This is a genomic window from Francisella sp. AG1 (genome assembly GCF_057683165.1).
Genome location: NZ_CM173135.1, coordinates 1,607,121 through 1,628,636, shown reverse-complemented (window position 1 = coordinate 1,628,636; position 21,516 = coordinate 1,607,121). Strand labels below are relative to the sequence as shown.

Genomic DNA, 21,516 nt, shown 5'->3' with positions numbered 1-21,516 from the left:
TGTTAATCATGTAAATTTCAAACTCAGTTACTATTTTTCTAGTTTTTAACCTTTGTGTTATTTTTTTAATTATTTTCATATTTTTTCTCCATAATAATATATTGTTGATTTTTTCCTATATTTATTCTTCTTAAATCTTTCATAACCTTACTCATGCTTTCGGCATAAGCTACTGGGTATGTAGATATTAAATGTTGGTTATTATCAACTGCATAAGCTATAAACATGACTATCTCCTAATCTGCTAGATTTACTGTTAGTTAAATACTTAATGAATTGATATACTTATAAATTTATTGATTAGATAAAATTATGGTAATTAAATTTACGATACCTATTCTTGATAAAGTGATATAATATATTTATGATTTTTTGACCTACCAGAAAAAAATTAATGTGTTAATTGATTTTGATCAACAAAGTTTTAGTAAAGATGAAAACTTTATATATTCTAAAATTATTATTGAGAATAATATCTCTTACAATGTTGCTATTGAAGATATATACACTAAAGATCATTCTCTAGTATTTTTAATACAAAATATTGGTGACTCATTAAATTCTATTAATAAATTAAATAAATATAAGAAATTCAAAGACTTTAAATTTAAATGCAAACGATCTTCTAAATACATAAAGAATAAATCTTCAATAAAATATTCATGTTTTAATGTCAGGTTTCATAAAAAAGACAAAATCTATATTAAATATTAAATCAAATATTTTCAGGAGTGACACTAGAGTCTTTTCTACCTATATCTCCCTGTGATATTACCTCACCTATTTCATGCATTTTTTCTTTTTCGTATAATAATTCTTCAATTTCATCTATTTTGTCTTTAACTTTTTGCATCTTTTTATCATCACTGCATACCACTAATTTTTTTATATTTGTATTAATTTTACATAGATCCCATCGCATATTAACCATTAACTGATATTGCATATCTGAACGAGAACCATTTTGAAAAGCTATGATTATCAGTAGTATTAAGCATAAAGTTATTGTTATATCTAAGTACATATTATTATCTCTTAAGCCACTTTTGGCAGTTGTTTATCATTATTTATATATTTAACGTTGAATACTTCTACATATGCACGATCATCATTAGATTTAATTGAATATTCAATCTCTAAGAACATGCCTAAAATATTAATTTCTGTGTAATAATCGCAGCCAACATTGCCATAATCTGGATCACATGAGTAATACCAATCGTGCCATTCTTCATATATATCAGCTATCGTGTCAGCAAAATTAAAATCACAGTCATTACTTACCGCTTCAATAAACATTTTTCCCATATCCATATTTTTTCTCCTTGATTAACCATTAGTTACATTAAGAGATCACTCGATATACAAGTAATCTACTAATATAATTAGTACCTTTATCTTTCACCTACTTAGCAACAATCTCTGCTTATGTTGCTGTGTTCGGCTATCATTTGGTTTTAAGTTTTTAAATATCTTTTTGGTTCTTAACATTATTCGTTAAGTGATGAAATAAATTCTACATCAATAAAAACAAAAATCAACAATAATTCTACAAATTGTAGAAAATAAATTCTACACAATGTAAAATAAAAATATTGAATAATAGAAAAAGTTTTATGAAAAAATGAAAAATAAGGTTTTATGGATATAATTGTATTTAATAATAATCTTGCGGATGCTGATATTAATATAAGTAAAAACCTTGTCGAGAAAGCTGGTAAAAAGATCAAAGATAGAAATGATGTTGATATGTCTCTTGATGAGGCGTTCAATATTATGTCTGAATGCAGATCAAGGCATGACATAGCTTTGATCTGCATATACAATCAAATAAAAAATATTGCTAGTAAATTGATAATAATTCATACTTTGGCGCTAGATTAAAAAGAGAAGAATCAATTACTTAAAAATTACTTTGGTTAATGACTTAATTACTCTACATGATAAATGAAAGTGGCCCTGCTCTTTTTATACGTAAATAAAGGGTTGTAGAGTTTTTTGATTTAAATATCTGTTTAATCTGTCCCAGTCTTCTTGTTTTTTTGTATCTGTCTATTACAACTCCAATGAATCCGCCTATGATTGATATTATTGCTGGAGATGCGAATATTGATCCTATGATAACGTTATCGTTATATATAAGAAATGTTGAAAGAAAACTGAAAATAACTATTGTAACCTGAGTTCGGAGTTTAAACTCTTATAAAACGAAGGCTTTAAATTTATGTGGTCGAAGACAGAACACCATGCGTTTACCCGTGGGTATCTATAATTTATCTTATAAAATTAATGGATTAGATAGAGCCTCTAAAATAGTTATAGAAATATTATTTTAATATTTCGGGTTGTGATATTTTAGGGTCTATCGTACCAGACTTTGTATGGTAAATGATTTATTTTAATTGTGTGAAAAGAACCATAATCATGTATTTTATCTGGTGGTTTATATACTAAAACATTTCCGTTGTTTAATAGGTGTAGTTTTTCACCATATTTAAAATCATACTTTATCAAAGTATAACCTTTATTTCTATGCCTTCTGTTTGGAAGTTTATTTAAATATTCTTCTGGTAAAATAAATGTAGTCAATAACACCTTTTTTGTAAAACTAGAGTACTCATATTGAGTACTGAAAAAGTCATTTGCGATGAAAATAAATATTTGGAATGTTATAATTATAATGCTAATGGTAGTAAAAAAGTATTTGAATTTATTTTTTTTGCAAAAAAACTTCGGGTATGTATAAGATATAACAATATAGTAAATAATAATCCATAGAGTACTTGTAAGAGCCATTAATATATCATTACATAGTAGGATATTGCTTGCGAATGGGAAATTATCAGCTGAATACCCTGTTATACTAAATATCAAATTATTATTTGTCTCGTAAAAAAAACTTCCAGATAACCAAATAAAAATACTGAAGCATATAGATGAAACAACATACAGCTTGGGGTATTTCTTTATCGAGATATTTATATCTAATGCGATAAATATTGATATATATATTATATAAATTGATAGTATTGTGCTAAATGCAATGGATATATTATAATATTTAGGGTAGTAAATAGAAATCACCAATACAAGAAAAAAGGTTAGACCAGCATAATTTAGGTAATTGATTTTTTCCTCTATTTCTTTATTTATCAAGTTGAAATTTATAATATTATATTTACGACTAACAAATCTTATTATTATAAAAAATATAATAAATAATAAGTTAGGAATAGCTATAAATATTCCGACGTAATCAATAGACATAATCTATATTAGATACTATTAATAATTTTGTTAACTGCATTACTTAAAAATTCCTTTGGTTAATAACTTTAATAACCTTGCCAATAATCCTAGCTTCACTAGGTCTTTTAATATTCTCGTTATTCTGTAATCTAGAGTTTAAAGGCATTAAACATATTCCTCGTTCTTCTTCATAAGCAAGTTTAACTGTTGTGCCATGTCCATTATGAGCTACCATTACTTTTCCGATTAGGCAATCAATATTAGTCTGGTTGGTATCAACTAAGACAAATTCATTTTCATTTATAGAAAATTTTGAATATTCCATTTTAAGCCTCTGTGTTGGCGAATAATCGTAAACCATACTATCGCCTTTAACTTTCATTAAAAAAGCATTATGAGGCACTTCTGATGCAGGTAGTGGTATATATTCAAGCTCATCACTGTTTAAGTGTGATAAGTCGCTAAATTCTCCTGCTTGAACGTAGGATAGGATAGGGACATATGCAATTTTTTCAAATTCATCAGAAATTTTACTGGTTATATTATTCTCTATTTCTTCAATATTAAGAGCTTTTTTTATTTTATCCATTGTATTCCTATTTGGATGAGAAACCCCAGTAAACCATTTATTAACTGTACTTCTGCCTTTACCTATCATTCTTGCAAGGTCTGACTGGGTTATTTTTTTGTCGTTCATTATTTTTTCTAATTGTTTTAATGTCATGCTAATTTCCTTGGCATATTTGATTGATATTATGCTTATATGTCGACTTAAATTCAACATTTAGAGCTTGTACATAATACTTAAAGTTCTACAATGTAGAAATATTTGTTGATTATTTTCTACAATTATGTACAATTTATTTCAACACAGTTTAAATATTATATTTTTATGACACCAAGTGAAGCAGCAAGTTTTTTTGGTTCTCAGGCAAATGTAGCTAGATTGCTTAATAAGCATAGATCAACAGTTAACAAATGGTTTACCAGTAAAAATGGAATACCTATTCAACATCAAAGGGTATTGGCAAAAGAAAGTAAAAATAAATTAAAAGTTGGTTAATGATGAAAGATGAAAATTTCTATGTAGTTCATGGATGGATGAAAAATCACTTAAAACTAAAAGGTGTGAAACTTGAATTATTCGCTATTATTTATGGATTTTCTCAAGATGGTAAATCTAAATTAATAGCTGGTAAAAAGTATCTTATGGAATCTGTAAATGCTAGTAAGCCTGCTATCAATAAAGCTCTAAATGATTTGCAAGAGATGAAATTAATATGTATAGATAAGTCTGAAAATAATATTGATTGTAATAGATATTATGTTTTGGGTAGTAAAGAAAGTTTACTAGGTAAATTTGTTTCTCTAGGTAGTAAAGAAACTTTACCAGAGGTAGTAAAGAAAGTTTACGATGGTAGTAAAGAAACTTTACCCAATAATAATATAGATAATATAAATGATAATAATATAGATAATAGTAATAACCCTATAGTCCCTTTAAATGTAAAACCTAAAAATTATTCTCTTAATTACACATTTGAGGATTTTTGGGAATTAGTACCAAAGTATCACAAGAAAGATTCAAGAAAATGTAAATTAATATTTGATCGTGTTAGCAAAGATAAAGAGTTTCCTAAGACATTTGACGGTATTAGAAAAGCATTAATACCATATATCACTAAAGTTCACTTTAAATATCCATACATTAAAAATATGACCACATGGCTTAACAGTGGTAACTACGCAGATGAATGGAGTTGTGAGACTTTAGCAAATGAGATATCTAAACAAGAGACTACCCCAAGAGTAAGGAGAGGACTTGAGGAGTACGTCAAAGAGTTTGTTAATAATTTTGAACAAGGAATAAGGTATGAAAATGAAAAAGTTATCTGATATTAAACCTAGTCAAATCTCTATGAATGACAACTATGACACTAGATGTAAATTTGCTGATCAGTTATTGCCTATTTTGGAGAAGTTTCAAGAGAATTTAACTTTCTTTAGACAAAAGGCTACAACAACTGCTTTGATGATGACGGCTAGAGAATGGGCTACACCATTAATAAAAAGTGGCTATACGATAACAGAATGTGATTCAGCTTATGCATTAATTATTTTACTTGGTCTTAAAGATTTACAGCTAGCAGATTTGATTAGAGTTATAGCTATTCAAAAAAGATATCGCAAGGAAGATATTAACCAAGCTAGAAAAATTATTTTAGAAGATTTTTCTAAAAATCCTATAGCTGAATTATCTGAAATAGTTAAGCCAATAGCACAAAGAAATGCTATTGCTAGAGAAAACAGAATAAGAGTAGAGCATGATAACAGCCTTAAAATTGAAATATCGCCAGAGTCTAAAGTAAAAATAAAAAAAGAGAATGAGCAAAAGACTAAATACACTCTAGAAATGCTTAAGGAAATGTTTGGTACATCAAAGAAAAACGCAATTAATTTTTAGTGGATTCATAATAATGAACAATCAACAATTATATAACAGTATTTTAGGAGATATTAAAAAAATATCATCCCTAAACTATGTTACTTATAACGGTGGCGTTAATGGCGATAAATATTCAGCGGTTATTTATTCAAGTGAGGATAAATTGTCAGCAATTAGGAGGGAAATGAAATCTGAAACTATCAAAGGCTTAAGGCATGAATTAGATTTATTTTTATACGGAGAATATTAGTCATGAATAAAACACAAAAAATTTTTAAATACCTAGAAGATGGGAATACGTTGACACAGCTAGAAGCTTTAAAAATGTTTAGATGTCTTAGATTAGCTGTAATTATCCATAACCTTAGAAGAAGAGGTAATGATATACAAAATATAGCTACTGATACCAAGTATGCAATCTACAAAAAAGTGGGGTGATTTTATGGTTGAAATAGAAATAAAAGCTTACCCACCTAGCACAAATCAACTGTATAAAAGAAATAAAAATGGAAGTTTAAGACTATCTGAGAAACATCAAATGTTTAGAAATATGATGTTTGTTAATTCTAGGTTTAAAGAAAAAATAACTAGGTATCCAGTAGAAATTGAAATATTAGTTTTAGCTCCTGATAACAGAAGGAGGGATTTAGATAATATCGGTAAAGTGATATTAGATAGTTTGGTTAATGCCAATGTGCTTAAAGATGATTCAAATAAGCACGTAAATAGCCTTAGAATAGCCAATATTGGATTTTTATGCGATGGAGTGGGTAAGACAATAGTAAAAATAAAGACTAGTGATAGAGAGGTTTAAAATGATTATTATTTATACTGATCAAGATAATAAAAAATATAAACTTAATAAATTTTGTTACAAAAATAACTATGGTGAAAAAGTTTATAACTTAACTCAATTAGTAGATATTACAGGCTCTACAGAATATAAAATTAAAAACGTTATAAGGTTAGCTAATATGAAATCAACAGAACTAAAAGTAGGAAATAAAATAGTTAACACCTACACACATAATCAACTTAAAGAAATAAAAAAGAAACTTGAATCTATAAAAAAATTTAATGCTAATATAAAAAAAATACCTTATAAATCAACAGCTTTCCATCATATAGCAAGTCGTAGATTAATAAATTTATTTTGATTTTTCACGACACAATTAAATTGATAAAATTTAAAAATAAAAGTTAAATCAATTAACTAATGGCTAAACATCCTACAATATTAACAGAAGATCAAATAATACAAGTAGAGAGCTTGGCTTGTACTTTAACAATAGATCAAATAGCCGAGTATTTTGGTATCTGTAGAACGACCTTTAAAGAGATACGTAAAAGACAGCCTGAAATATACGACCGTTATAAAAAAGGTAAAAATAGAGTTATTTCTGACGTTGGGAACTCTTTAATACAAAAAGCTATAAAAGGTGACAGTACAGCTCAAATGTTTTTTTTAAAGACACAAGGGAGATGGAAAGAATCATCAATAACAATAAAAAAGGCTCAACTAGAAAAATTAGACAATAAAGAAAGATTAGAGCTTATTATACAAAGTATTATGGATTCGCCGGATGGTGAAATTGATACTAAAGTTCTAGCAAGCTTAGATAAGCTTATAAAAACAAAAACAGATCTTGACGAGCTACAAGACATTAAAGAAAGACTGGAGAAACTTGAATCAAATGGCTAGTCTACATCAAAGAGTTAAAAAGTTAGAGTCTACAAGAACAAATAAGGATGTTGTAGAGCTAACTAGATATGACATACTCGTGAATGGTAAATCAATATTACCGTCACCTTTAAGGACTTATCAAAAAAAACTCTTTGATGTATTCGTTCATGGTGATGTTGAAGAGTCTACAGACAAAGCTTTTACGTTATGGAGTCGTAGATCAGGTAAAACTTTTACTTTGTTTTTAATATGGGTATATATTTGCCTTAGAGATAAAAATACTAATGCGTATCAGTTATTCCCTGATCATCAAATGGCATATAAAGCTGTATGGGCAAGTGTTTTTATATCTAAAGGTAAGTCTGTTAAATTTATAAATATACTTCCTACAAGTATATGTACTCTAAATAATTCATCAATGACAATGAACTTCTATAATGGTTCATCACTAAGAATGATGGGTACATCTGACCCTGACAAACTAAGAGGTATTACTTCCAATGCTATAGGTATAAGCGAGTATGCTTTTTGTAAGGATTATGTACTCCCAGTTATAACGCCAATTATCAGTCAGAGCAAAGGTAAATTACTTTTAGAAACTACACCAAATGGACAAAACTTTGCCTATAGACAATTTAATAATTTTAGTAAAGATGTAAAGTGGTTTACACATAAGGGTACTGTAGAGACATTATTAGATGATAACGGTAATAGGTATATATCAGATGAAGTTGTACAAGATGCAGTTTCTAACGGTATGAGTGAGGGATTAATAAGTCAAGAGTTTTATTGTTTACCTGTACTAGATGAAACGTTAATTATTTATGCTAGGGAGCTTAAAGAAATGAAGATTTTAGATAGTGTATACAATCCTATGTTACAAATACATTTTGCTTTTGACTTAGGTGTTAATGACTCTACAGCGGTAATTGGTTTTCAAATAAGAGATGATGGTGGTATAAATGTGGTATTTGCTTATGAAAATAACAACCAACCATACGAACACTTTATAAATCATTGTTTTAGACATTATGGCAATAGACGTATAGGTAAATTTGTTCTTCCTCATGATGGTGCTAAAAGATCAGGTCAAAGCTCATCTTTAGAAACGGTATCACAACACTTTGAGTCTTTTGGTTGTAATGTTGAAAGGCTTAAAAGACCCAAATCAATGAATGGTTTTATATCATTAGTTAAATCTCATATTGCAAGCGTGATAGTTGATAAGTCTTGTGATGGTTTAATAGACGCTCTTAATAATTATTCTTACGACGAGAAGACTAGAAAGCCTATACATGACTCTAACTCACATTATGCAAGTGCTTTTGGCTATGCAATTATGTCTGTATATTATGGGCTATCTGACATTAATTACAATAGTGAGGTAATACGTTATGCAGTATAAAACAGAGTTTGATGTAAGTTTTACAAAACCTCTCAAAGGGATGGGTAATCATTACGATATATTACTTTCATGCGATAAAAATTATATAGGTATTAAAAAAACCGACATTGATAAATTAATAATTGTTGATATTAACGTTGATAAATTAGATATTAAATTTATTAGACAGGCTATGCAAGATTATAAAGGTTATACATTGCTTGCTTCAGTAGAAAAAAATAATACTCGTAGTAGATGGTTGGTTAACTGCCTATTTTTTAAAAAAGTTGATGAAGATGAAGAAATTATAATTTACAGAAAGGAGTTATAGTTATGGGCGTAGGTGGAGCAATAAGTGCTGCAAAATCAAGTAATGAAATGATGAAAAAACAAATTGCAGATCAGCAAGCACAGCTAAAACAAAAAAGAGAGTCATTATTTAGTGATGAGTTGGAAACATTAAAATCATCGGGGCAAGCTCATTTAGATACATCATCAGATACAAACCAAGGAGCTTTTTAATATGTTTACTATTCCTATTAGTTTAGCTATTGCTGGAGTTATAGCAACTGTTGTATCAACTGTTGTATCAATATCATCAGCACAATCTGCAATGGCAGAACAAAATGAAATGATGCAACAACAGACGCTAGAAAATAGTTACAAAAACTTATCTCAAAAGAATCAGACATTAGATAAAATGAGAGAATCTTTAGAAACTAATGAAGCCCATATGGCTGCTACTGGTATGGCGGCTAATTCACCGTCGTTTGTTGCAACAAATGCTGAAACAGTTGAAGAGGGAGACAAAGCTATGCGTAACGCAGATGTGGCACAATCTCTCAATGACTATACTTTGAAAATACAACAACAAGCCCAACAAAGACAGGCTTATGCACAAGAGATAGGTTCTTTAGCTAATATGGGTAGTTCTTTAGCTAGTACTGGGATTAGAGGTTATAGTGATTACAAATATGGAGAAGCTTTCTAATGGATGAACAATTTAATCAACAGCTAGAAATGGCAAAAATACAAGGTTATATGGCTGGTAATAATATTCAGATTAATCAAAACATTATAAGTAGTGCAAAAGCTCATTTATTTTTAACTGATCTAACTAATAAAGGTATAAATAATGGCACAGAATCAAATAATACCAAATAATGATAATGAAGTAGCTAATGCTATGGATAATTTGGCTAAAGCTCATGGAGCAATGGCTAATGCTGATATGCAACAAATGGCAATGTATGGTGAGCTTGATAAAGATGTTTTAAGTACAGAAAACACCTTTTCTAGATTTATGGCTAGAGATAGGCATAACAATGCTATTAATAATGCTCAGAATTATTTATCTACAGCCTCAAATATTGCCAATAAGCATATACAAGAGCTTAACAATCCAGTTGCTTTTGATGAGAAAGGTAATCAGATAGACCATATACATCAATTAAATAAATCCAATGCTTTATATTTTGCTAGGATAAATGGGTTAGTTAAAAATATTAATGATTCTAATATGCCTAACTCTATTAAATTTAGAACTCTTAGGGAAATTGATAAATATAACACAAAAGTAACTAATACTTATAATGCGTCAACTGGTTATCAAGTAGCTTCTAAGGAATTAAATAACCTTAAAGTAGCAACAGCAAGTATTCAAACATTACATCCTGATAATGTACAGTTAGATGATATTAACCACAATTCTATTAATATATTAAACAATCATTATGCTAGTAAAGAGCAAAAGCAAGAGGCATATAATATACATTCTAATATTTTACTTAGAATGGCTCACCCTGAATCTCAATCAATACCATTAAAAGATAATGAACATGTTACAGAGGCTACTAGTAACGCATTAGGTGATCAAGCTACAGATGACTCGATAAAAAATATATTTCTAAATTCTAAGGATTTAAGCCCATCTATTAACTATTCTGCTGACCCTATTAAAAATGAAAAATTGTATCAAAAGTTTGATGAAATAAAGAATACTAAGCAGATGTTAGTTCAATCTCATAATATACCTGCTTATTTAGATGGTATGGCTCAAGATGGCAACCCAATACAACAAAAAACCGCTAAAGTGTTACAGCCATTACTTCAAAAAAATATGGGAGATTATATTTTAAGAGGTATTGACCCACAATTACAAAATTTATACGAAACTTATCAGAAGACACCAAACTATAACACATGGCAAGCATATTCTACTAGACTACATAAACAAGCAGAGCAGACAGGAATACATTTATCAAATGTTGGTGATCTGCCTATGGATGTTAATAATACTCTAACAGAGGTTAATAAAGATTATCAAAATCAAAACTATACTAATGAATTATACGATAGTTTAGCTAAAACAAAGCTGCATATGGGTGATATGCCAGTATATGGTACTAGTGACAATGCAAACATGGTTAGATTATTTAATTATGGCGATGAGTCAAAAAGTGGTTTTAATACATTTGTTGCTAGTGCAAACCCAAACTATGCAAATAATGTTAATACTGTTTATAAACAATTTAGCGTTGATAATGATTTTATTGGCGATTACATGTCTAGTAATGAAAGAAGTTTAAAGACTGTAGCTACTGCTGTACAAATACCACAATCTAAATTTAATAGATATGTTCAAACACACTTAAAAAGTATGATTAATAATGGTATGTCTGAGCGAGAAGCTAAACAACATATGAACGATATCTTACAAGGTTATATAAATACAGGTAATCATGATATAGGAAGCAATTACATAGTTAATAATAAGTTATTTTCTGATATGGGAGTAACAGATAATCATACTAAATATGATATAGCAAATAACGCTATTAATCTCGCCTACAATAAACAAGTTAATGACATAGCTAAACAAAGCTATGCTAGTAATAAAAGTATTTCTTTAGAGGGCTATAAAACTAGGGTTAAGGATAATCTAGGACAACCTAGTGACTATTCTATAGTATCTAGCAATGGACAATTATTTGCTAAAAATAATTTTACAGGTAAAGAAATACCAATGAATGATGCTACTTTAAAAACAGCTCATGATTATGTTATGGACATACTTGAAAATAGACAGAGTAAGCCTAATTTCTTATGGCAAACAGTTTCATTATTACTATAGGGAGTCTATAATGTACCAACCTACTTTACTAGATTACTTAAAACCCAATGCAGAAGAGGGTATTAAACTACAGAGCTCTTTTTTAGATCAGCAAGACCCTCATATAGGTGTCTTAAAATCTGCTTATCGTTCTGCTTGGGGTACAACAAAAGGTCTATTTGACTTTACACTAGGTGCAACACAGCTTGGAGTTTATGGAATATCTAAGTTATTTAATGCACAAGACACTTTCTCACCAGAATACAAGTCTGCAATGAAAAATTTTGCAAATTCAGCTAAAAATAATATTGATACTGAATTTAATACTCAAGATCACCCTATAACTAACTTTATTGCTAGTGCTTTACCTTATGCTGCGATAGATGTGGCTACTTTAGGTTCTGCTACGCCTGAACTTGCTAGTGCCAAGCTTGGTGATGAGGTAGCTGTTAATGCTTTAAATAATCTTACATATCCCAAATCATTTTTAACTAAAGAATATGCAAAAAATATAGGAATAAATGAGGCGATATCATCTCAACAATCACTTACATTAGATCAAAAAGGTAATGTTCATGTTGACCCTAAAACATTTGTTGCTAGTAGTGCTTTAGGTCTTGGTATTGCTTCACTTTCTCAAGCTGCACATATTAGATATTCAAATAAAAACGCTGCAAGAGTTATAGAAAGTAAGAAAGATATTCCTATAGATCAGTCACAACCACACACTATAGATGAATTAAAAAACGAAGATGGAACTATAAAAACAGCTACTAATGAAGATGTTAATAGAATTTTAGATAAATATAGTAATGATTTACTAAAAAATAGCGAAACATCTGATATAGATATTAATCATTTAGATAATATAAATATCAATATTCAAAGATTATTAGATGATGATGATTATTTAACTAAAAGTGGTTTATTTACTTCTGCTAATTCTGTTCAATCAATGCTTGATAATGGAATTAAATATAATGGAGAGATAAGAGACTTTAAAGACCCTATCCTACATGCTTTAGTTAATAATGATTTAAAAGAAAGGCAAGAAATACTTAAAACTAGAGGTGCTGAAAAGGTATCTTTAACACAAGCCTTAAATGATGAACCCAAAACTAAACTAGATAAGTGGGAAGAGCAAATTGCAGAGGGTACTAAAATGGATTACCGCTCATTTGGTGCTATAAGTAATGATACTGGCGAACATTGGCTAGAATTTAGACCAGAGAATATAACCGCTAAGTCTTTAGATAAGATTAAAACAGCTAGTGCTAATGGTGATACTACAGCCAAGAAGCTAGAAGCTTTATATCATATTTCTAATACTCATAATTTAGATTCTGATACTAAAGCATTAAAGGCGTTACAAAGAAATATTGTTTTATGGAAAAGTGGCGTATTAGATATAGCTAAAAACTATACAAAAGATGACGCTAAAACTATAGATGAATTTATAAATAAAACTTTTGCTAATAATGCTGAATATTTTAAGAATCCTATGTCTAGTGGTTTTGTTAAGTTATCTAAGAAATGGGATAGTCAAGAGTTTGAGGATTTAATAATCTGTTTAATTAATAATCAATAGGTTTATTATGAGTTATAAAAATGCATGTGAAAAACATATTACTAATTTAGAGCTTAATGAAGCAGAAATAACTTTATTAAACAAAGAAGTATCTAAAAAGTCAGGAGCAGTAGCTAAGATTAATGAAATACAATCTAAACCTGAATATTCTAAAGGTGATAAAAAGTTATTAGCTGAATATAGAAAGATTTTAAATGATGTTAAAGATACGATTAAGTCAGATTATCAAAGAATGGCTAAAGATTCTGTCACTGATAAGCTATCAACACTTACTAATAGAGTTTTTAAAGATAGATTGGTTAAGAAGCCAACATTATTAAAAGATATGCTTATTAATACTGTAAAATCAACAAAAGAATCTATTTGGGGTAAAAGACACATAGAAGAACAGAACTTTGCTAGCTACGGAAAATCATATAAACATATTGACGAGTTTAATAAACTTACTGACGATGAGTATAACGATATAAATAACCATGTAACTAAAGGCTTTATAGATCATATACGCAACTATATGGATACTAAACATTTGGAAACTATCGGAAAGAGATATTTTAATAGTGAATTAGAGCATGTTGTTAAAATAAACTCTGATAAGATGAGGGCTAATCTAGATGAATTTATAACATCATTAAAAGATAACTCTAATGCAGAAGAAATGCTTTTAAATAACTTTAAAGGTTTTGATGATAGAGTAGATGGTTTTGATTCAAAAGATATTGAAAGTGCGGTAGGTTCATTTAGAGATTCGCAAAGATTGGATTTATTTAAGCATTTAAAACAAGAGTTAGGTTCATTATATGATAGTTCTTTTGATAGTTTAAAATATGAAGACATTTTAAATAAAAATATATTTAGAAGATTATTTTCTAGTAATGACAGCTTTGATTTTATGCTTCAAGCTAGAGATATAGCAATATCAAGAAGCTATGATAAGTTACTTAATGAGTTTAAAGATTCTGTTAAACGTGGCAGAAAACCAAAGTTATCTATACATAAAATTACATTTAAAGATAATGATAATTTCACTGATTTCATTAGCGACTGGTCCGTTAGTAAATCGCCAGTAGAAAATTATATTAAGTCAGCTAAGTCTTTTATTTCTCATAATGTTATACGTGATACTATGGGATATGTTCCTACTATGAGATTTTTGCCTAATGAGGTATTTCAAGATGGATTCACAAGAGAGCATGCTGATTCTTATATTGATTTATTTTTAGGTTCATATTTAACAAGTACAGAGAAACAAATGGCTGTTGTTAGGGGATTAAAAAGATATAAATCATTATTAATAGCTTCTAGGGCTGTAATATTGCCGATGTGGTCAATGGTTGATAGCTTTAGTTCAAAAGCTTTAGAGATAGCTAAAAATAATCAATTAGATTTTTTCAGAGACACTTCTAATACATTTGGTAGGGTGGTTAAAGGTTTTTTAGATTCGACAATAACGAGTGCTAAAATGTCAAAAGAAGCTACAACTTCAATGCTACTAGGTTCCGCAAAAAGACAGATGACTAAAATATCTGAACTTATGGGAGAAATTGCAGACTATGAAAGTTTACATGATACCGTGGAAATGCAAGACAAAGGTATTTGGAGAGGTATTGAAGTTATTAATAGACGTTTCATGTATGAACCTCAAATAAGAATGGATAATGCACACAGATACGCTACTTGGATGTCTAATGTTAAAACCTTGTCTAATTTAGATTTTAATAATCCATGTGGGTTTTTAGAAAGGATGGAGTCTTTAGGTTTATCTCATGATGAACTTAAAGAAATGAAGCAATCCGTTATCGATTCTCAAGGAGTTATTGAGGATGTCAAAGACAAAAAGGTTAGAGATAATTTATATTTATTAAAATATAATTCTGATATGTCAGCAGTACCATTAGATATTACGCCAACACCGCTACTTAAGATACAAGAGCCTATTACTAAAGCATTTCTTAATTTCTTTGTTAATTATCATATCAAGACTACCCAACAACTTTTAAGTGTATTAAAGAATGCTAACACTAAATCTCAAATGGTAAGCACTGCTTTAACTTATTCATTAATGGGATTACCTGCCAATATGAGCTTAAATTATTTAATGAATGTCATTTATACAGGGCAAATATATAATCCATTTGATAGTTTCAAGCATGGAATGGCTTTTATAGGAGAATCTGCTTTAGGACAAGTTAGTCGACCAGGGATGATATTAATGTCTCTTATGACTGGTGATAAATCAGGCTCTAACCCATTAATTAATCCTATGTTTAGCGAAATTAGTAATATATATCATGGACTACATTCTAAATATACTGACTCAATACTTTCTAACTCTTATTACTCAACTAAAGATCAAGATTCAGATATTAATAAAGTAGTTAAAGCTATTGCTGGGGTTACCCCTTTTGGTCAGTTGGGTCAATCATCTTATAAATTTTATCAAAATAATTCAAATTAAATTTGTCACAACACAATTTATTTTATATCTTAAAAGTAAAGGATACCTTTATTACATATTAAAGCCTTATTTTATAAGATACCTTTAATATCAAAAGCCCTCATTCAATATAAGAACGATACCTTGATAAAAGCCGTTTTTATTCTAAAAAAAATCAAATTCAAATAATAAAATAATTGTATCTGTATGTTTTAAATACAGGGTTATATTTAACAATAAAAAAAGAGGTAATAATTATGGCTGTAAATCCAAATATGGTAGACACCACAACAGCGTCACAAATGTTTTTAGATGTCGCAAGGCAAGAATATCAAAATAGACAATACTTAATGGGTATAGGTCAAGATTATGATATGGTCGGTACTTCTCTTGATATTCCTGTAATAGGAACTACTAAAATGATAGATAGAGGTTTTACATCAGGTGATCTTCCATCTACAAATATCGGTACTAGATCAGTTAAAATAACACCTTATGACAGGTCTTTAAAATCATCTGTTGGAGACAGTAACGCTACTTTATTTTCTTATGATAAAGTACAAGGTTTTTTCAGATCACATGTTCATGCAGCAGCTAGAGAAGTAGACTCAATAAAACTATTATCAGTAACAGGTGGCACATATAGTGCTGCTAAAAAGAATTTAATAGCTAAAAATTCAGCTACTGGAACTACTACAGGTTTATCTATAGGGCAGTTAATTGATGGACAAACACAGCTTGAAACTAACGGCTATGATATTCGTTCTAAAATATATTTGGTAGGAAATGCTAAAGCTATTAAAAATATATTTAATGATGATAGATTTACAAATTGGGATTACAGAAGAGCGCAACCATTAAGTTTAAACCCTGACGAGCAATTTGATAGTCTTTTAGGTATGAGTATTAGAAAACTTGGTGGTGAGGGTTCTAATGTTATCAGTATTACTGGTGCTGCAGGGTCTACAGCAGTATATATGATTTCTGAGGACGCAATAGTTAATGGTTATAACAAGCGTTTAAGATCAAATATAGTTAATGACCCAAATAATGATAGAACAAATATTGTAACTACTCTAACTATGGGTTCCGGCATTGTATATCCTACGGGTATTATCAAAATAGAATGCGATCAAATACCACAAACTAACTAATAGTGAGGAATAATGATTATGACTACATTAATAGCATTCCCTACGGTTGTAGGACAGCTAGGCAAAAAAACTAATAATTTATTTGTTTGCGATACTGATATTGCACAAGCAGACATTGTAAATTTAACACAAGAAATTTTAGAGGGTCAAGAAATTAAAGTAGGTGATATTTTAATGCTTACATTTAATGATGGTAGTGATCTATATAAAGTAGATACAGGGTTTACACTTAAACTATACTCTCATGCTACATAAATAAATTTTAAAGGAGTGTTATGTTATGTCTGAATTTATTTTTTCTCCTGCTGTTCAGGGTAATTTACCAATAGGTACAGGTAATTTTTATGTAGTAAAGTATACTGGTACATTTGCTGAACTTTTATCTTCTTCTTATTTATCAGATAATTTTAATGATAAAGATATGTTGCATATTAGTTCCTCTGATGTTGTAGGTGCATACTTATTTAATTCTACAAGTTCTCAATTAGATATAGTTATTTCAGGTAGTATTAATTGGGGTCAGATTTTAGGAACATTGTCAGATCAAACTGACTTAAATGACTCTTTAAATGACAAAATAAATGTATCTGATATAGCTACTGGAAGTGATATAGAAGCACAAACGGTAGGTAAAGTTATAGATGCTACAGCAATAGTAGATGATATAACATTAGCTAGTAATTCTAAGCAAAAGATACCTAGTGAGTTCTCAGTTAAAGGTTATGTTGATGAAAAAGTATCAGGTGTGTATAAGCCTGCCGGTACTTGGGATGCTTCAAGTGGTTCATTTCCTAGTGGAGCTAAAGAGGGTGATACATATTATGTTGATGTTGCAGGTACTGTTGATAGTATAGATTTTACTGTAGGCGATAAGTTATCGGCAAGAATTGATCACCCTAGTAAAAATACATATGCTAATAACTGGACTAAGTTTGATAATAATGATGATGTTACAACAGTTCATGGTCGTACTGGTGTAGTTACTGCTAATAATGGAGACTATAATGCCTCACAAGTTACTAATACTCCTAGCGGAGACATAACATCAACAACAGTACAAAATGCTATTGATGAACTTGATGCTAGATTACCTATTAGCTATGCAATATATAAATTAAGTTCTAACGTATCAACTAATATGAGTAATGGTGATCATTGTCCTTTTAATACAACTAGAATAAATATAGACCCTAATTCTCTACAGACTTTAGGAACATCTGCTTATGCAACGTCAACTGGGGTTAATTGTATAGGAAGAGTTAATTTAAAGGCAGGATATTATTATAAAGTCACTGGATTCATTACTTCCACAGGAACTGCATCTTATTTTGGTTTTTCTATTTGGGATGTTACATCTACGGCTACTCAAATAGGAACATACGGCAATAGCTTTGCTATGCCTAACTCTGATACTAATGTAGATAGTGTCCCAAGTTTTGCTATTGTACAAGCTACTGCAGATACGATTATTGAATTAAGAAAAACTGGCGGAACAATCGTGCAATGGTATGCAGGGAATAATAATTTATCTGAGTGTTTTATGATGGTAGAGGTACTAGGTAAGATATAGATGAGACACGCTAAATATCTAATAATTTGTCTATACTTACTACTATGTTCTTGTGGTACTGTAGGTAAGCTATTACCTAGTTTTGGTTATAGTAAAGGTAATCAAAGTAATTCAAGTCATTCTGCTAATAGTGGTAATGGTGCAGGTAGAGATATTAAAGCAAAGGTTAATTTAATTGCTGGAGCTAATAAAGCAAGGAATTATGACAATTCAAACATTAAATCTAAAGACTTAAATTATGATTCAAAGATAGATCAAGGAACTAGCTCAACTAATTTTGGTGGAACTCATACAGATAATAGTAATAAGTCTATAACATCCACAACTAATAAAGATAATAAAGAAAATAAGTATATAGCACAAGCTCAAAAAGTTTTTAATCGGATACCTATTTCAAACCAATTATTTTTAGTTTTACAAAGTTGGATAGGCATTTTTTTGGGAGTATTTATATCAGTTATATTCTATAAGTTAGGTAAATTACTCGGATATAGAAAACATAAGAAGGAAACTAAACATGAAAAATAAATATATACTTTTATGGTTTATATTCCTATGTTTTTTTTGGATTGGTACTTCGTTATGGGATATTGATAGCTATCCACTTCATATATTTATAATGAATCTAATAACTTCCCCTATAGGTATTGCAATTTGTACATATGCAATTAGAAATAAGCATAACTTCTATAAAGTCAAAAAACTTTTGTTTTGGTATTTTTTAGTTTATGGTTTGGTGTATTTAATCTATGATTTATATTTAATATTAAACTATTATAGTTCATATAAAGACTTTGGATTAATATCTGATGTATCAATAATCTATTGCTCTCTTATAATTAGGTTTAAGAGGCTATGAATAATAGATATATTAAATTTAAAAACAAAAAATATGTTTTTATTGATATTGGTTTATGGATATTAATATTAGCAAAAATATTTAAAATAGTAACTGTGGTAAAAACAATTAAAAATAATAATTTAAGAAATATTTTAATAACAATATGTTCGAGTTTAAGTTCAATGTGGTTTTTGTATTTTGTACAACACCCTAAAGCATATACAATATCTTCAGCACTTGAAGCAATAATAACAGTTATACTCATGGCTGGTGTAGGTATTTACGCCGTATATAGAAACAATATAAGAAAACTACCAAAATTAAATATTATTTATGCTTTTATATTATTATTAGTAGGTATCATTGATATGTCTATGGACATGAGCTTTATAGGAGCTTCTGACTTTAGTAATTTTATTTTAATTTCTTCAATATTTTGTGAAGCATTGTACATATTTTCAGGAGCTTATATACTATTATTTAGCTTATAATATTAAGAAACACCAAAACCTCTAGATTGTGCTACATCACTAAGATTAAATTGTGTAGGCTCTAAAGCTTGAGGCTGATCTGTTGGCGATGATTTTTGTTGTTGTGCCATTTGCTGCATAGTCGCATTCATTTGCTGTTTCTGTTGATCAGAACTATTTAATGACTTAGGTATTAATAGTTTATCTTTAACGTAGTTATCAATAGCATTAGGGTCATTAAACATGACTGCTGCCTGAGGGTCTACTACCTGATTCATGACTTGTCTATATGTAACTAAATTATTTAATTGTTCTTGATAGTCAGATAGTATTAAAGGATTTTTGAAAGAAATATCTTTACCTTTAGGGACAATACCCCATTCTTGTAACATTTGCATACATGTTTTAAATAGTCCGTCTAAATCATACACTAATCTAGATATATCTGTTGTAGATTGTCTTTGATAATTAGACTCTCTAGCGTTTATTTCAGTTGCCGTTTTAGCGGGTGGTTGATTTACATTACCGTAAGGACTAACATTAAAAGCCTCTTGTATTTTCTCCTCCATTGATTGTTCTTGCATTTTGATAGATTGTATATCCATATCCCATTGCATTGGTTGCATAAGTGGTATACCATCTTGAGCTAATGTGCTTGGTAAGATTGCACCACTCATATTGCTAAAATCTAAGCCACCAATTTTAGGATTAGATAGTATTGGAGGATTAGCTTTAAATTTAATTGCTCTTTTCAAATCTTTGCTTAATTGGTTGAGATAGATAATATCATTAAGCATTTTAAGAGCTATACCTCTACCCCTAGATTCACCAGCCCTTATAGTGTCATTAATAACATGTAACTGCTTAAATCTTCTAGATTCTAACTGTAAAGGTTCGTTCCAATTATCATTAACGATAGTTATATATAGCCATTTTTTATTTTCATGTCCTTTTACATTATATATAGGTTTGTTATTCTTATCTCTATTTAAAATAAAACCACAAGTAATATAATTTTTATCATCATCAGGATTTTTACAACCGTATTTTTCAGCTTGTAATTTAGATATAACTCTTCTAAACCAGACATTATCTTGCTTACTGTCATCAGTATATTCAGGCATTATGGCAACACCAGTTATATTTTTAAATACTAAAGGCTCATCTTTTGAGTAGCTATCAATCCATACGCCAGCACATCCAATAGTTAAATCAAGAAACATTGAATGGGCTACGGATGATATATTAGATTTTTGTAGTATTTCATATACTTTATTTGAAGTTTCATCATCATAATTGCCATCATTGTAAATTTCTATCCATTTTGTCCCTGCTGGAAGCAATAAAGAGTGAAATTGTGACGCTCTTTGATCTGCTGCAATTTGAGTACTATTGTTATGTATTTCATAATATTGATATTTACCGTTATCATCGTACTGATATAAGACATTTAAACCATCTGCACTTGGAACTGCATATCTTGTAGCCTCTACTAACTCATCTAAAAAATTAGTAGTATGTTCAAAAGCATTATCAAACCTGTCTTTTAAATCTTTTAGAATATCATCGTTTTTAAGCATA

27 protein-coding genes are annotated in these 21,516 nt (G+C 29.3%); 22 read left to right on the top strand and 5 right to left on the bottom strand.

Annotated features, from left to right (window positions below):
- Positions 1–65 precede the first annotated feature (65 nt).
- The 3 genes from ACR0PV_RS08385 to ACR0PV_RS08375 all read right to left on the bottom strand — a co-directional run bounded on the left by ACR0PV_RS08385 (position 66) and on the right by ACR0PV_RS08375 (position 1,314).
- Entirely contained in the window at positions 66–227 is a 162-nt protein-coding gene (locus ACR0PV_RS08385; RefSeq protein WP_488172656.1) for a hypothetical protein, read from the bottom strand.
- A gap of 488 nt (positions 228–715) precedes the next feature.
- Positions 716–1,024: a hypothetical protein gene (locus tag ACR0PV_RS08380; RefSeq protein WP_488172655.1), complete on the bottom strand. Its 309-nt coding sequence runs from the start codon at positions 1,022–1,024 to the stop codon at positions 716–718.
- A gap of 11 nt (positions 1,025–1,035) precedes the next feature.
- Positions 1,036–1,314 (bottom strand): hypothetical protein, encoded by a 279-nt coding sequence (locus ACR0PV_RS08375; RefSeq protein WP_488172654.1) that lies wholly within the window; start codon positions 1,312–1,314, stop codon positions 1,036–1,038.
- 327 nt (positions 1,315–1,641) lie between these two features.
- Here ACR0PV_RS08375 and ACR0PV_RS08370 point away from each other — a divergent pair, with 327 nt between their 5' ends.
- Positions 1,642–1,884 carry a hypothetical protein gene (locus tag ACR0PV_RS08370; RefSeq protein ID WP_488172653.1) on the top strand — a complete coding sequence of 81 codons (243 nt, stop codon included), beginning with the start codon at positions 1,642–1,644 and terminating at the stop codon, positions 1,882–1,884.
- A 1,426-nt stretch (positions 1,885–3,310) separates the two neighbouring features.
- On the opposite strand, the gene ACR0PV_RS08365 is transcribed toward ACR0PV_RS08370, so the two are convergent.
- Complete coding sequence (locus tag ACR0PV_RS08365; protein ID WP_488172652.1) at positions 3,311–3,973, bottom strand: LexA family protein; 663 nt, start codon at positions 3,971–3,973, stop codon at positions 3,311–3,313.
- A 108-nt stretch (positions 3,974–4,081) separates the two neighbouring features.
- Here ACR0PV_RS08365 and ACR0PV_RS08360 point away from each other — a divergent pair, with 108 nt between their 5' ends.
- The 21 genes from ACR0PV_RS08360 (at position 4,082) to ACR0PV_RS08260 (ending at position 19,956) form a co-directional block, all read left to right on the top strand.
- The gene (locus ACR0PV_RS08360) at positions 4,082–4,312 is read left to right on the top strand and encodes a hypothetical protein (RefSeq protein WP_488172651.1); all 231 of its coding nucleotides are present in this window, start codon (positions 4,082–4,084) and stop codon (positions 4,310–4,312) included.
- On the top strand, positions 4,312–5,145 hold the full coding sequence (locus ACR0PV_RS08355) for a hypothetical protein (RefSeq protein ID WP_488172650.1): 834 nt from the start codon (positions 4,312–4,314) through the stop codon (positions 5,143–5,145). Before ACR0PV_RS08360 ends, ACR0PV_RS08355 begins: the two co-directional genes overlap by 1 nt.
- Positions 5,129–5,713 (top strand): hypothetical protein, encoded by a 585-nt coding sequence (locus ACR0PV_RS08350; RefSeq protein WP_488172649.1) that lies wholly within the window; start codon positions 5,129–5,131, stop codon positions 5,711–5,713. The genes ACR0PV_RS08355 and ACR0PV_RS08350 overlap by 17 nt, the downstream gene beginning before the upstream one ends.
- Before the next feature lie 13 nt (positions 5,714–5,726).
- Positions 5,727–5,945, top strand: coding sequence for a hypothetical protein (locus ACR0PV_RS08345; RefSeq protein WP_488172648.1), 219 nt, complete (start codon positions 5,727–5,729; stop codon positions 5,943–5,945).
- Between the two features lie 2 nt (positions 5,946–5,947).
- Entirely contained in the window at positions 5,948–6,133 is a 186-nt protein-coding gene (locus tag ACR0PV_RS08340) for a helix-turn-helix domain-containing protein (protein ID WP_488172647.1), read from the top strand.
- Entirely contained in the window at positions 6,108–6,509 is a 402-nt protein-coding gene (locus ACR0PV_RS08335) for a RusA family crossover junction endodeoxyribonuclease (RefSeq protein WP_488172646.1), read from the top strand. Before ACR0PV_RS08340 ends, ACR0PV_RS08335 begins: the two co-directional genes overlap by 26 nt.
- Before the next feature lies 1 nt (position 6,510).
- On the top strand, positions 6,511–6,852 hold the full coding sequence (locus ACR0PV_RS08330) for a hypothetical protein (RefSeq protein ID WP_488172645.1): 342 nt from the start codon (positions 6,511–6,513) through the stop codon (positions 6,850–6,852).
- A gap of 59 nt (positions 6,853–6,911) precedes the next feature.
- Complete coding sequence (locus tag ACR0PV_RS08325) at positions 6,912–7,397, top strand: hypothetical protein (protein ID WP_488172644.1); 486 nt, start codon at positions 6,912–6,914, stop codon at positions 7,395–7,397.
- The gene (locus tag ACR0PV_RS08320) at positions 7,390–8,784 is read left to right on the top strand and encodes a terminase large subunit domain-containing protein (protein ID WP_488172643.1); all 1,395 of its coding nucleotides are present in this window, start codon (positions 7,390–7,392) and stop codon (positions 8,782–8,784) included. The genes ACR0PV_RS08325 and ACR0PV_RS08320 overlap by 8 nt, the downstream gene beginning before the upstream one ends.
- Positions 8,774–9,094 (top strand): hypothetical protein, encoded by a 321-nt coding sequence (locus ACR0PV_RS08315; RefSeq protein WP_488172642.1) that lies wholly within the window; start codon positions 8,774–8,776, stop codon positions 9,092–9,094. Before ACR0PV_RS08320 ends, ACR0PV_RS08315 begins: the two co-directional genes overlap by 11 nt.
- A gap of 2 nt (positions 9,095–9,096) precedes the next feature.
- Positions 9,097–9,285, top strand: coding sequence for a hypothetical protein (locus ACR0PV_RS08310; protein WP_488172641.1), 189 nt, complete (start codon positions 9,097–9,099; stop codon positions 9,283–9,285).
- Position 9,286: 1 nt separating this feature from the next.
- Positions 9,287–9,754 carry a hypothetical protein gene (locus tag ACR0PV_RS08305; protein ID WP_488172640.1) on the top strand — a complete coding sequence of 156 codons (468 nt, stop codon included), beginning with the start codon at positions 9,287–9,289 and terminating at the stop codon, positions 9,752–9,754.
- Positions 9,754–9,927: a hypothetical protein gene (locus ACR0PV_RS08300; protein ID WP_488172639.1), complete on the top strand. Its 174-nt coding sequence runs from the start codon at positions 9,754–9,756 to the stop codon at positions 9,925–9,927. Before ACR0PV_RS08305 ends, ACR0PV_RS08300 begins: the two co-directional genes overlap by 1 nt.
- A complete protein-coding gene (locus ACR0PV_RS08295) occupies positions 9,899–11,896 on the top strand; it encodes a hypothetical protein (RefSeq protein WP_488172638.1) in 1,998 nt (665 codons plus the stop codon). Before ACR0PV_RS08300 ends, ACR0PV_RS08295 begins: the two co-directional genes overlap by 29 nt.
- A 10-nt stretch (positions 11,897–11,906) precedes the next feature.
- A complete protein-coding gene (locus tag ACR0PV_RS08290; protein ID WP_488172637.1) occupies positions 11,907–13,463 on the top strand; it encodes a hypothetical protein in 1,557 nt (518 codons plus the stop codon).
- 7 nt (positions 13,464–13,470) lie between these two features.
- Complete coding sequence (locus tag ACR0PV_RS08285; protein WP_488172636.1) at positions 13,471–15,921, top strand: hypothetical protein; 2,451 nt, start codon at positions 13,471–13,473, stop codon at positions 15,919–15,921.
- A 236-nt stretch (positions 15,922–16,157) separates the two neighbouring features.
- Complete coding sequence (locus ACR0PV_RS08280; protein WP_488172635.1) at positions 16,158–17,054, top strand: phage capsid protein; 897 nt, start codon at positions 16,158–16,160, stop codon at positions 17,052–17,054.
- 18 nt (positions 17,055–17,072) lie between these two features.
- A complete protein-coding gene (locus ACR0PV_RS08275; RefSeq protein WP_488172634.1) occupies positions 17,073–17,309 on the top strand; it encodes a hypothetical protein in 237 nt (78 codons plus the stop codon).
- 25 nt (positions 17,310–17,334) lie between these two features.
- On the top strand, positions 17,335–18,624 hold the full coding sequence (locus ACR0PV_RS08270) for a hypothetical protein (RefSeq protein ID WP_488172633.1): 1,290 nt from the start codon (positions 17,335–17,337) through the stop codon (positions 18,622–18,624).
- Complete coding sequence (locus ACR0PV_RS08265) at positions 18,625–19,152, top strand: hypothetical protein (RefSeq protein WP_488172632.1); 528 nt, start codon at positions 18,625–18,627, stop codon at positions 19,150–19,152. It begins immediately after the preceding gene.
- Positions 19,153–19,479: 327 nt separating this feature from the next.
- Positions 19,480–19,956 carry a hypothetical protein gene (locus ACR0PV_RS08260; RefSeq protein WP_488172631.1) on the top strand — a complete coding sequence of 159 codons (477 nt, stop codon included), beginning with the start codon at positions 19,480–19,482 and terminating at the stop codon, positions 19,954–19,956.
- A gap of 2 nt (positions 19,957–19,958) precedes the next feature.
- On the opposite strand, the gene ACR0PV_RS08255 is transcribed toward ACR0PV_RS08260, so the two are convergent.
- Positions 19,959–21,515 (bottom strand): portal protein, encoded by a 1,557-nt coding sequence (locus ACR0PV_RS08255; RefSeq protein ID WP_488172630.1) that lies wholly within the window; start codon positions 21,513–21,515, stop codon positions 19,959–19,961.
- Position 21,516: the final 1 nt, after the last annotated feature.

What these genes read in the sequence shown, in the direction of transcription:
- ACR0PV_RS08385 (WP_488172656.1), bottom strand. Translation starts at nt 227, where the DNA reads ATGTTTATAGCTTATGCAGTTGATAATAACCAACATTTAATATCTACA.
- ACR0PV_RS08380 (WP_488172655.1), bottom strand. Translation starts at nt 1,024, where the DNA reads ATGTACTTAGATATAACAATAACTTTATGCTTAATACTACTGATAATC.
- ACR0PV_RS08375 (WP_488172654.1), bottom strand. Translation starts at nt 1,314, where the DNA reads ATGGATATGGGAAAAATGTTTATTGAAGCGGTAAGTAATGACTGTGAT.
- ACR0PV_RS08370 (WP_488172653.1), top strand. Translation starts at nt 1,642, where the DNA reads ATGGATATAATTGTATTTAATAATAATCTTGCGGATGCTGATATTAAT.
- ACR0PV_RS08365 (WP_488172652.1), bottom strand. Translation starts at nt 3,973, where the DNA reads ATGACATTAAAACAATTAGAAAAAATAATGAACGACAAAAAAATAACC.
- ACR0PV_RS08355 (WP_488172650.1), top strand. Translation starts at nt 4,312, where the DNA reads ATGATGAAAGATGAAAATTTCTATGTAGTTCATGGATGGATGAAAAAT.
- ACR0PV_RS08350 (WP_488172649.1), top strand. Translation starts at nt 5,129, where the DNA reads ATGAAAAAGTTATCTGATATTAAACCTAGTCAAATCTCTATGAATGAC.
- ACR0PV_RS08345 (WP_488172648.1), top strand. Translation starts at nt 5,727, where the DNA reads ATGAACAATCAACAATTATATAACAGTATTTTAGGAGATATTAAAAAA.
- ACR0PV_RS08340 (WP_488172647.1), top strand. Translation starts at nt 5,948, where the DNA reads ATGAATAAAACACAAAAAATTTTTAAATACCTAGAAGATGGGAATACG.
- ACR0PV_RS08335 (WP_488172646.1), top strand. Translation starts at nt 6,108, where the DNA reads ATGCAATCTACAAAAAAGTGGGGTGATTTTATGGTTGAAATAGAAATA.
- ACR0PV_RS08330 (WP_488172645.1), top strand. Translation starts at nt 6,511, where the DNA reads ATGATTATTATTTATACTGATCAAGATAATAAAAAATATAAACTTAAT.
- ACR0PV_RS08325 (WP_488172644.1), top strand. Translation starts at nt 6,912, where the DNA reads ATGGCTAAACATCCTACAATATTAACAGAAGATCAAATAATACAAGTA.
- ACR0PV_RS08320 (WP_488172643.1), top strand. Translation starts at nt 7,390, where the DNA reads ATGGCTAGTCTACATCAAAGAGTTAAAAAGTTAGAGTCTACAAGAACA.
- ACR0PV_RS08315 (WP_488172642.1), top strand. Translation starts at nt 8,774, where the DNA reads ATGCAGTATAAAACAGAGTTTGATGTAAGTTTTACAAAACCTCTCAAA.
- ACR0PV_RS08310 (WP_488172641.1), top strand. Translation starts at nt 9,097, where the DNA reads ATGGGCGTAGGTGGAGCAATAAGTGCTGCAAAATCAAGTAATGAAATG.
- ACR0PV_RS08305 (WP_488172640.1), top strand. Translation starts at nt 9,287, where the DNA reads ATGTTTACTATTCCTATTAGTTTAGCTATTGCTGGAGTTATAGCAACT.
- ACR0PV_RS08300 (WP_488172639.1), top strand. Translation starts at nt 9,754, where the DNA reads ATGGATGAACAATTTAATCAACAGCTAGAAATGGCAAAAATACAAGGT.
- ACR0PV_RS08295 (WP_488172638.1), top strand. Translation starts at nt 9,899, where the DNA reads ATGGCACAGAATCAAATAATACCAAATAATGATAATGAAGTAGCTAAT.
- ACR0PV_RS08290 (WP_488172637.1), top strand. Translation starts at nt 11,907, where the DNA reads ATGTACCAACCTACTTTACTAGATTACTTAAAACCCAATGCAGAAGAG.
- ACR0PV_RS08285 (WP_488172636.1), top strand. Translation starts at nt 13,471, where the DNA reads ATGAGTTATAAAAATGCATGTGAAAAACATATTACTAATTTAGAGCTT.
- ACR0PV_RS08280 (WP_488172635.1), top strand. Translation starts at nt 16,158, where the DNA reads ATGGCTGTAAATCCAAATATGGTAGACACCACAACAGCGTCACAAATG.
- ACR0PV_RS08275 (WP_488172634.1), top strand. Translation starts at nt 17,073, where the DNA reads ATGACTACATTAATAGCATTCCCTACGGTTGTAGGACAGCTAGGCAAA.
- ACR0PV_RS08270 (WP_488172633.1), top strand. Translation starts at nt 17,335, where the DNA reads ATGTCTGAATTTATTTTTTCTCCTGCTGTTCAGGGTAATTTACCAATA.
- ACR0PV_RS08265 (WP_488172632.1), top strand. Translation starts at nt 18,625, where the DNA reads ATGAGACACGCTAAATATCTAATAATTTGTCTATACTTACTACTATGT.
- ACR0PV_RS08260 (WP_488172631.1), top strand. Translation starts at nt 19,480, where the DNA reads ATGAATAATAGATATATTAAATTTAAAAACAAAAAATATGTTTTTATT.
- ACR0PV_RS08255 (WP_488172630.1), bottom strand. Translation starts at nt 21,515, where the DNA reads ATGCTTAAAAACGATGATATTCTAAAAGATTTAAAAGACAGGTTTGAT.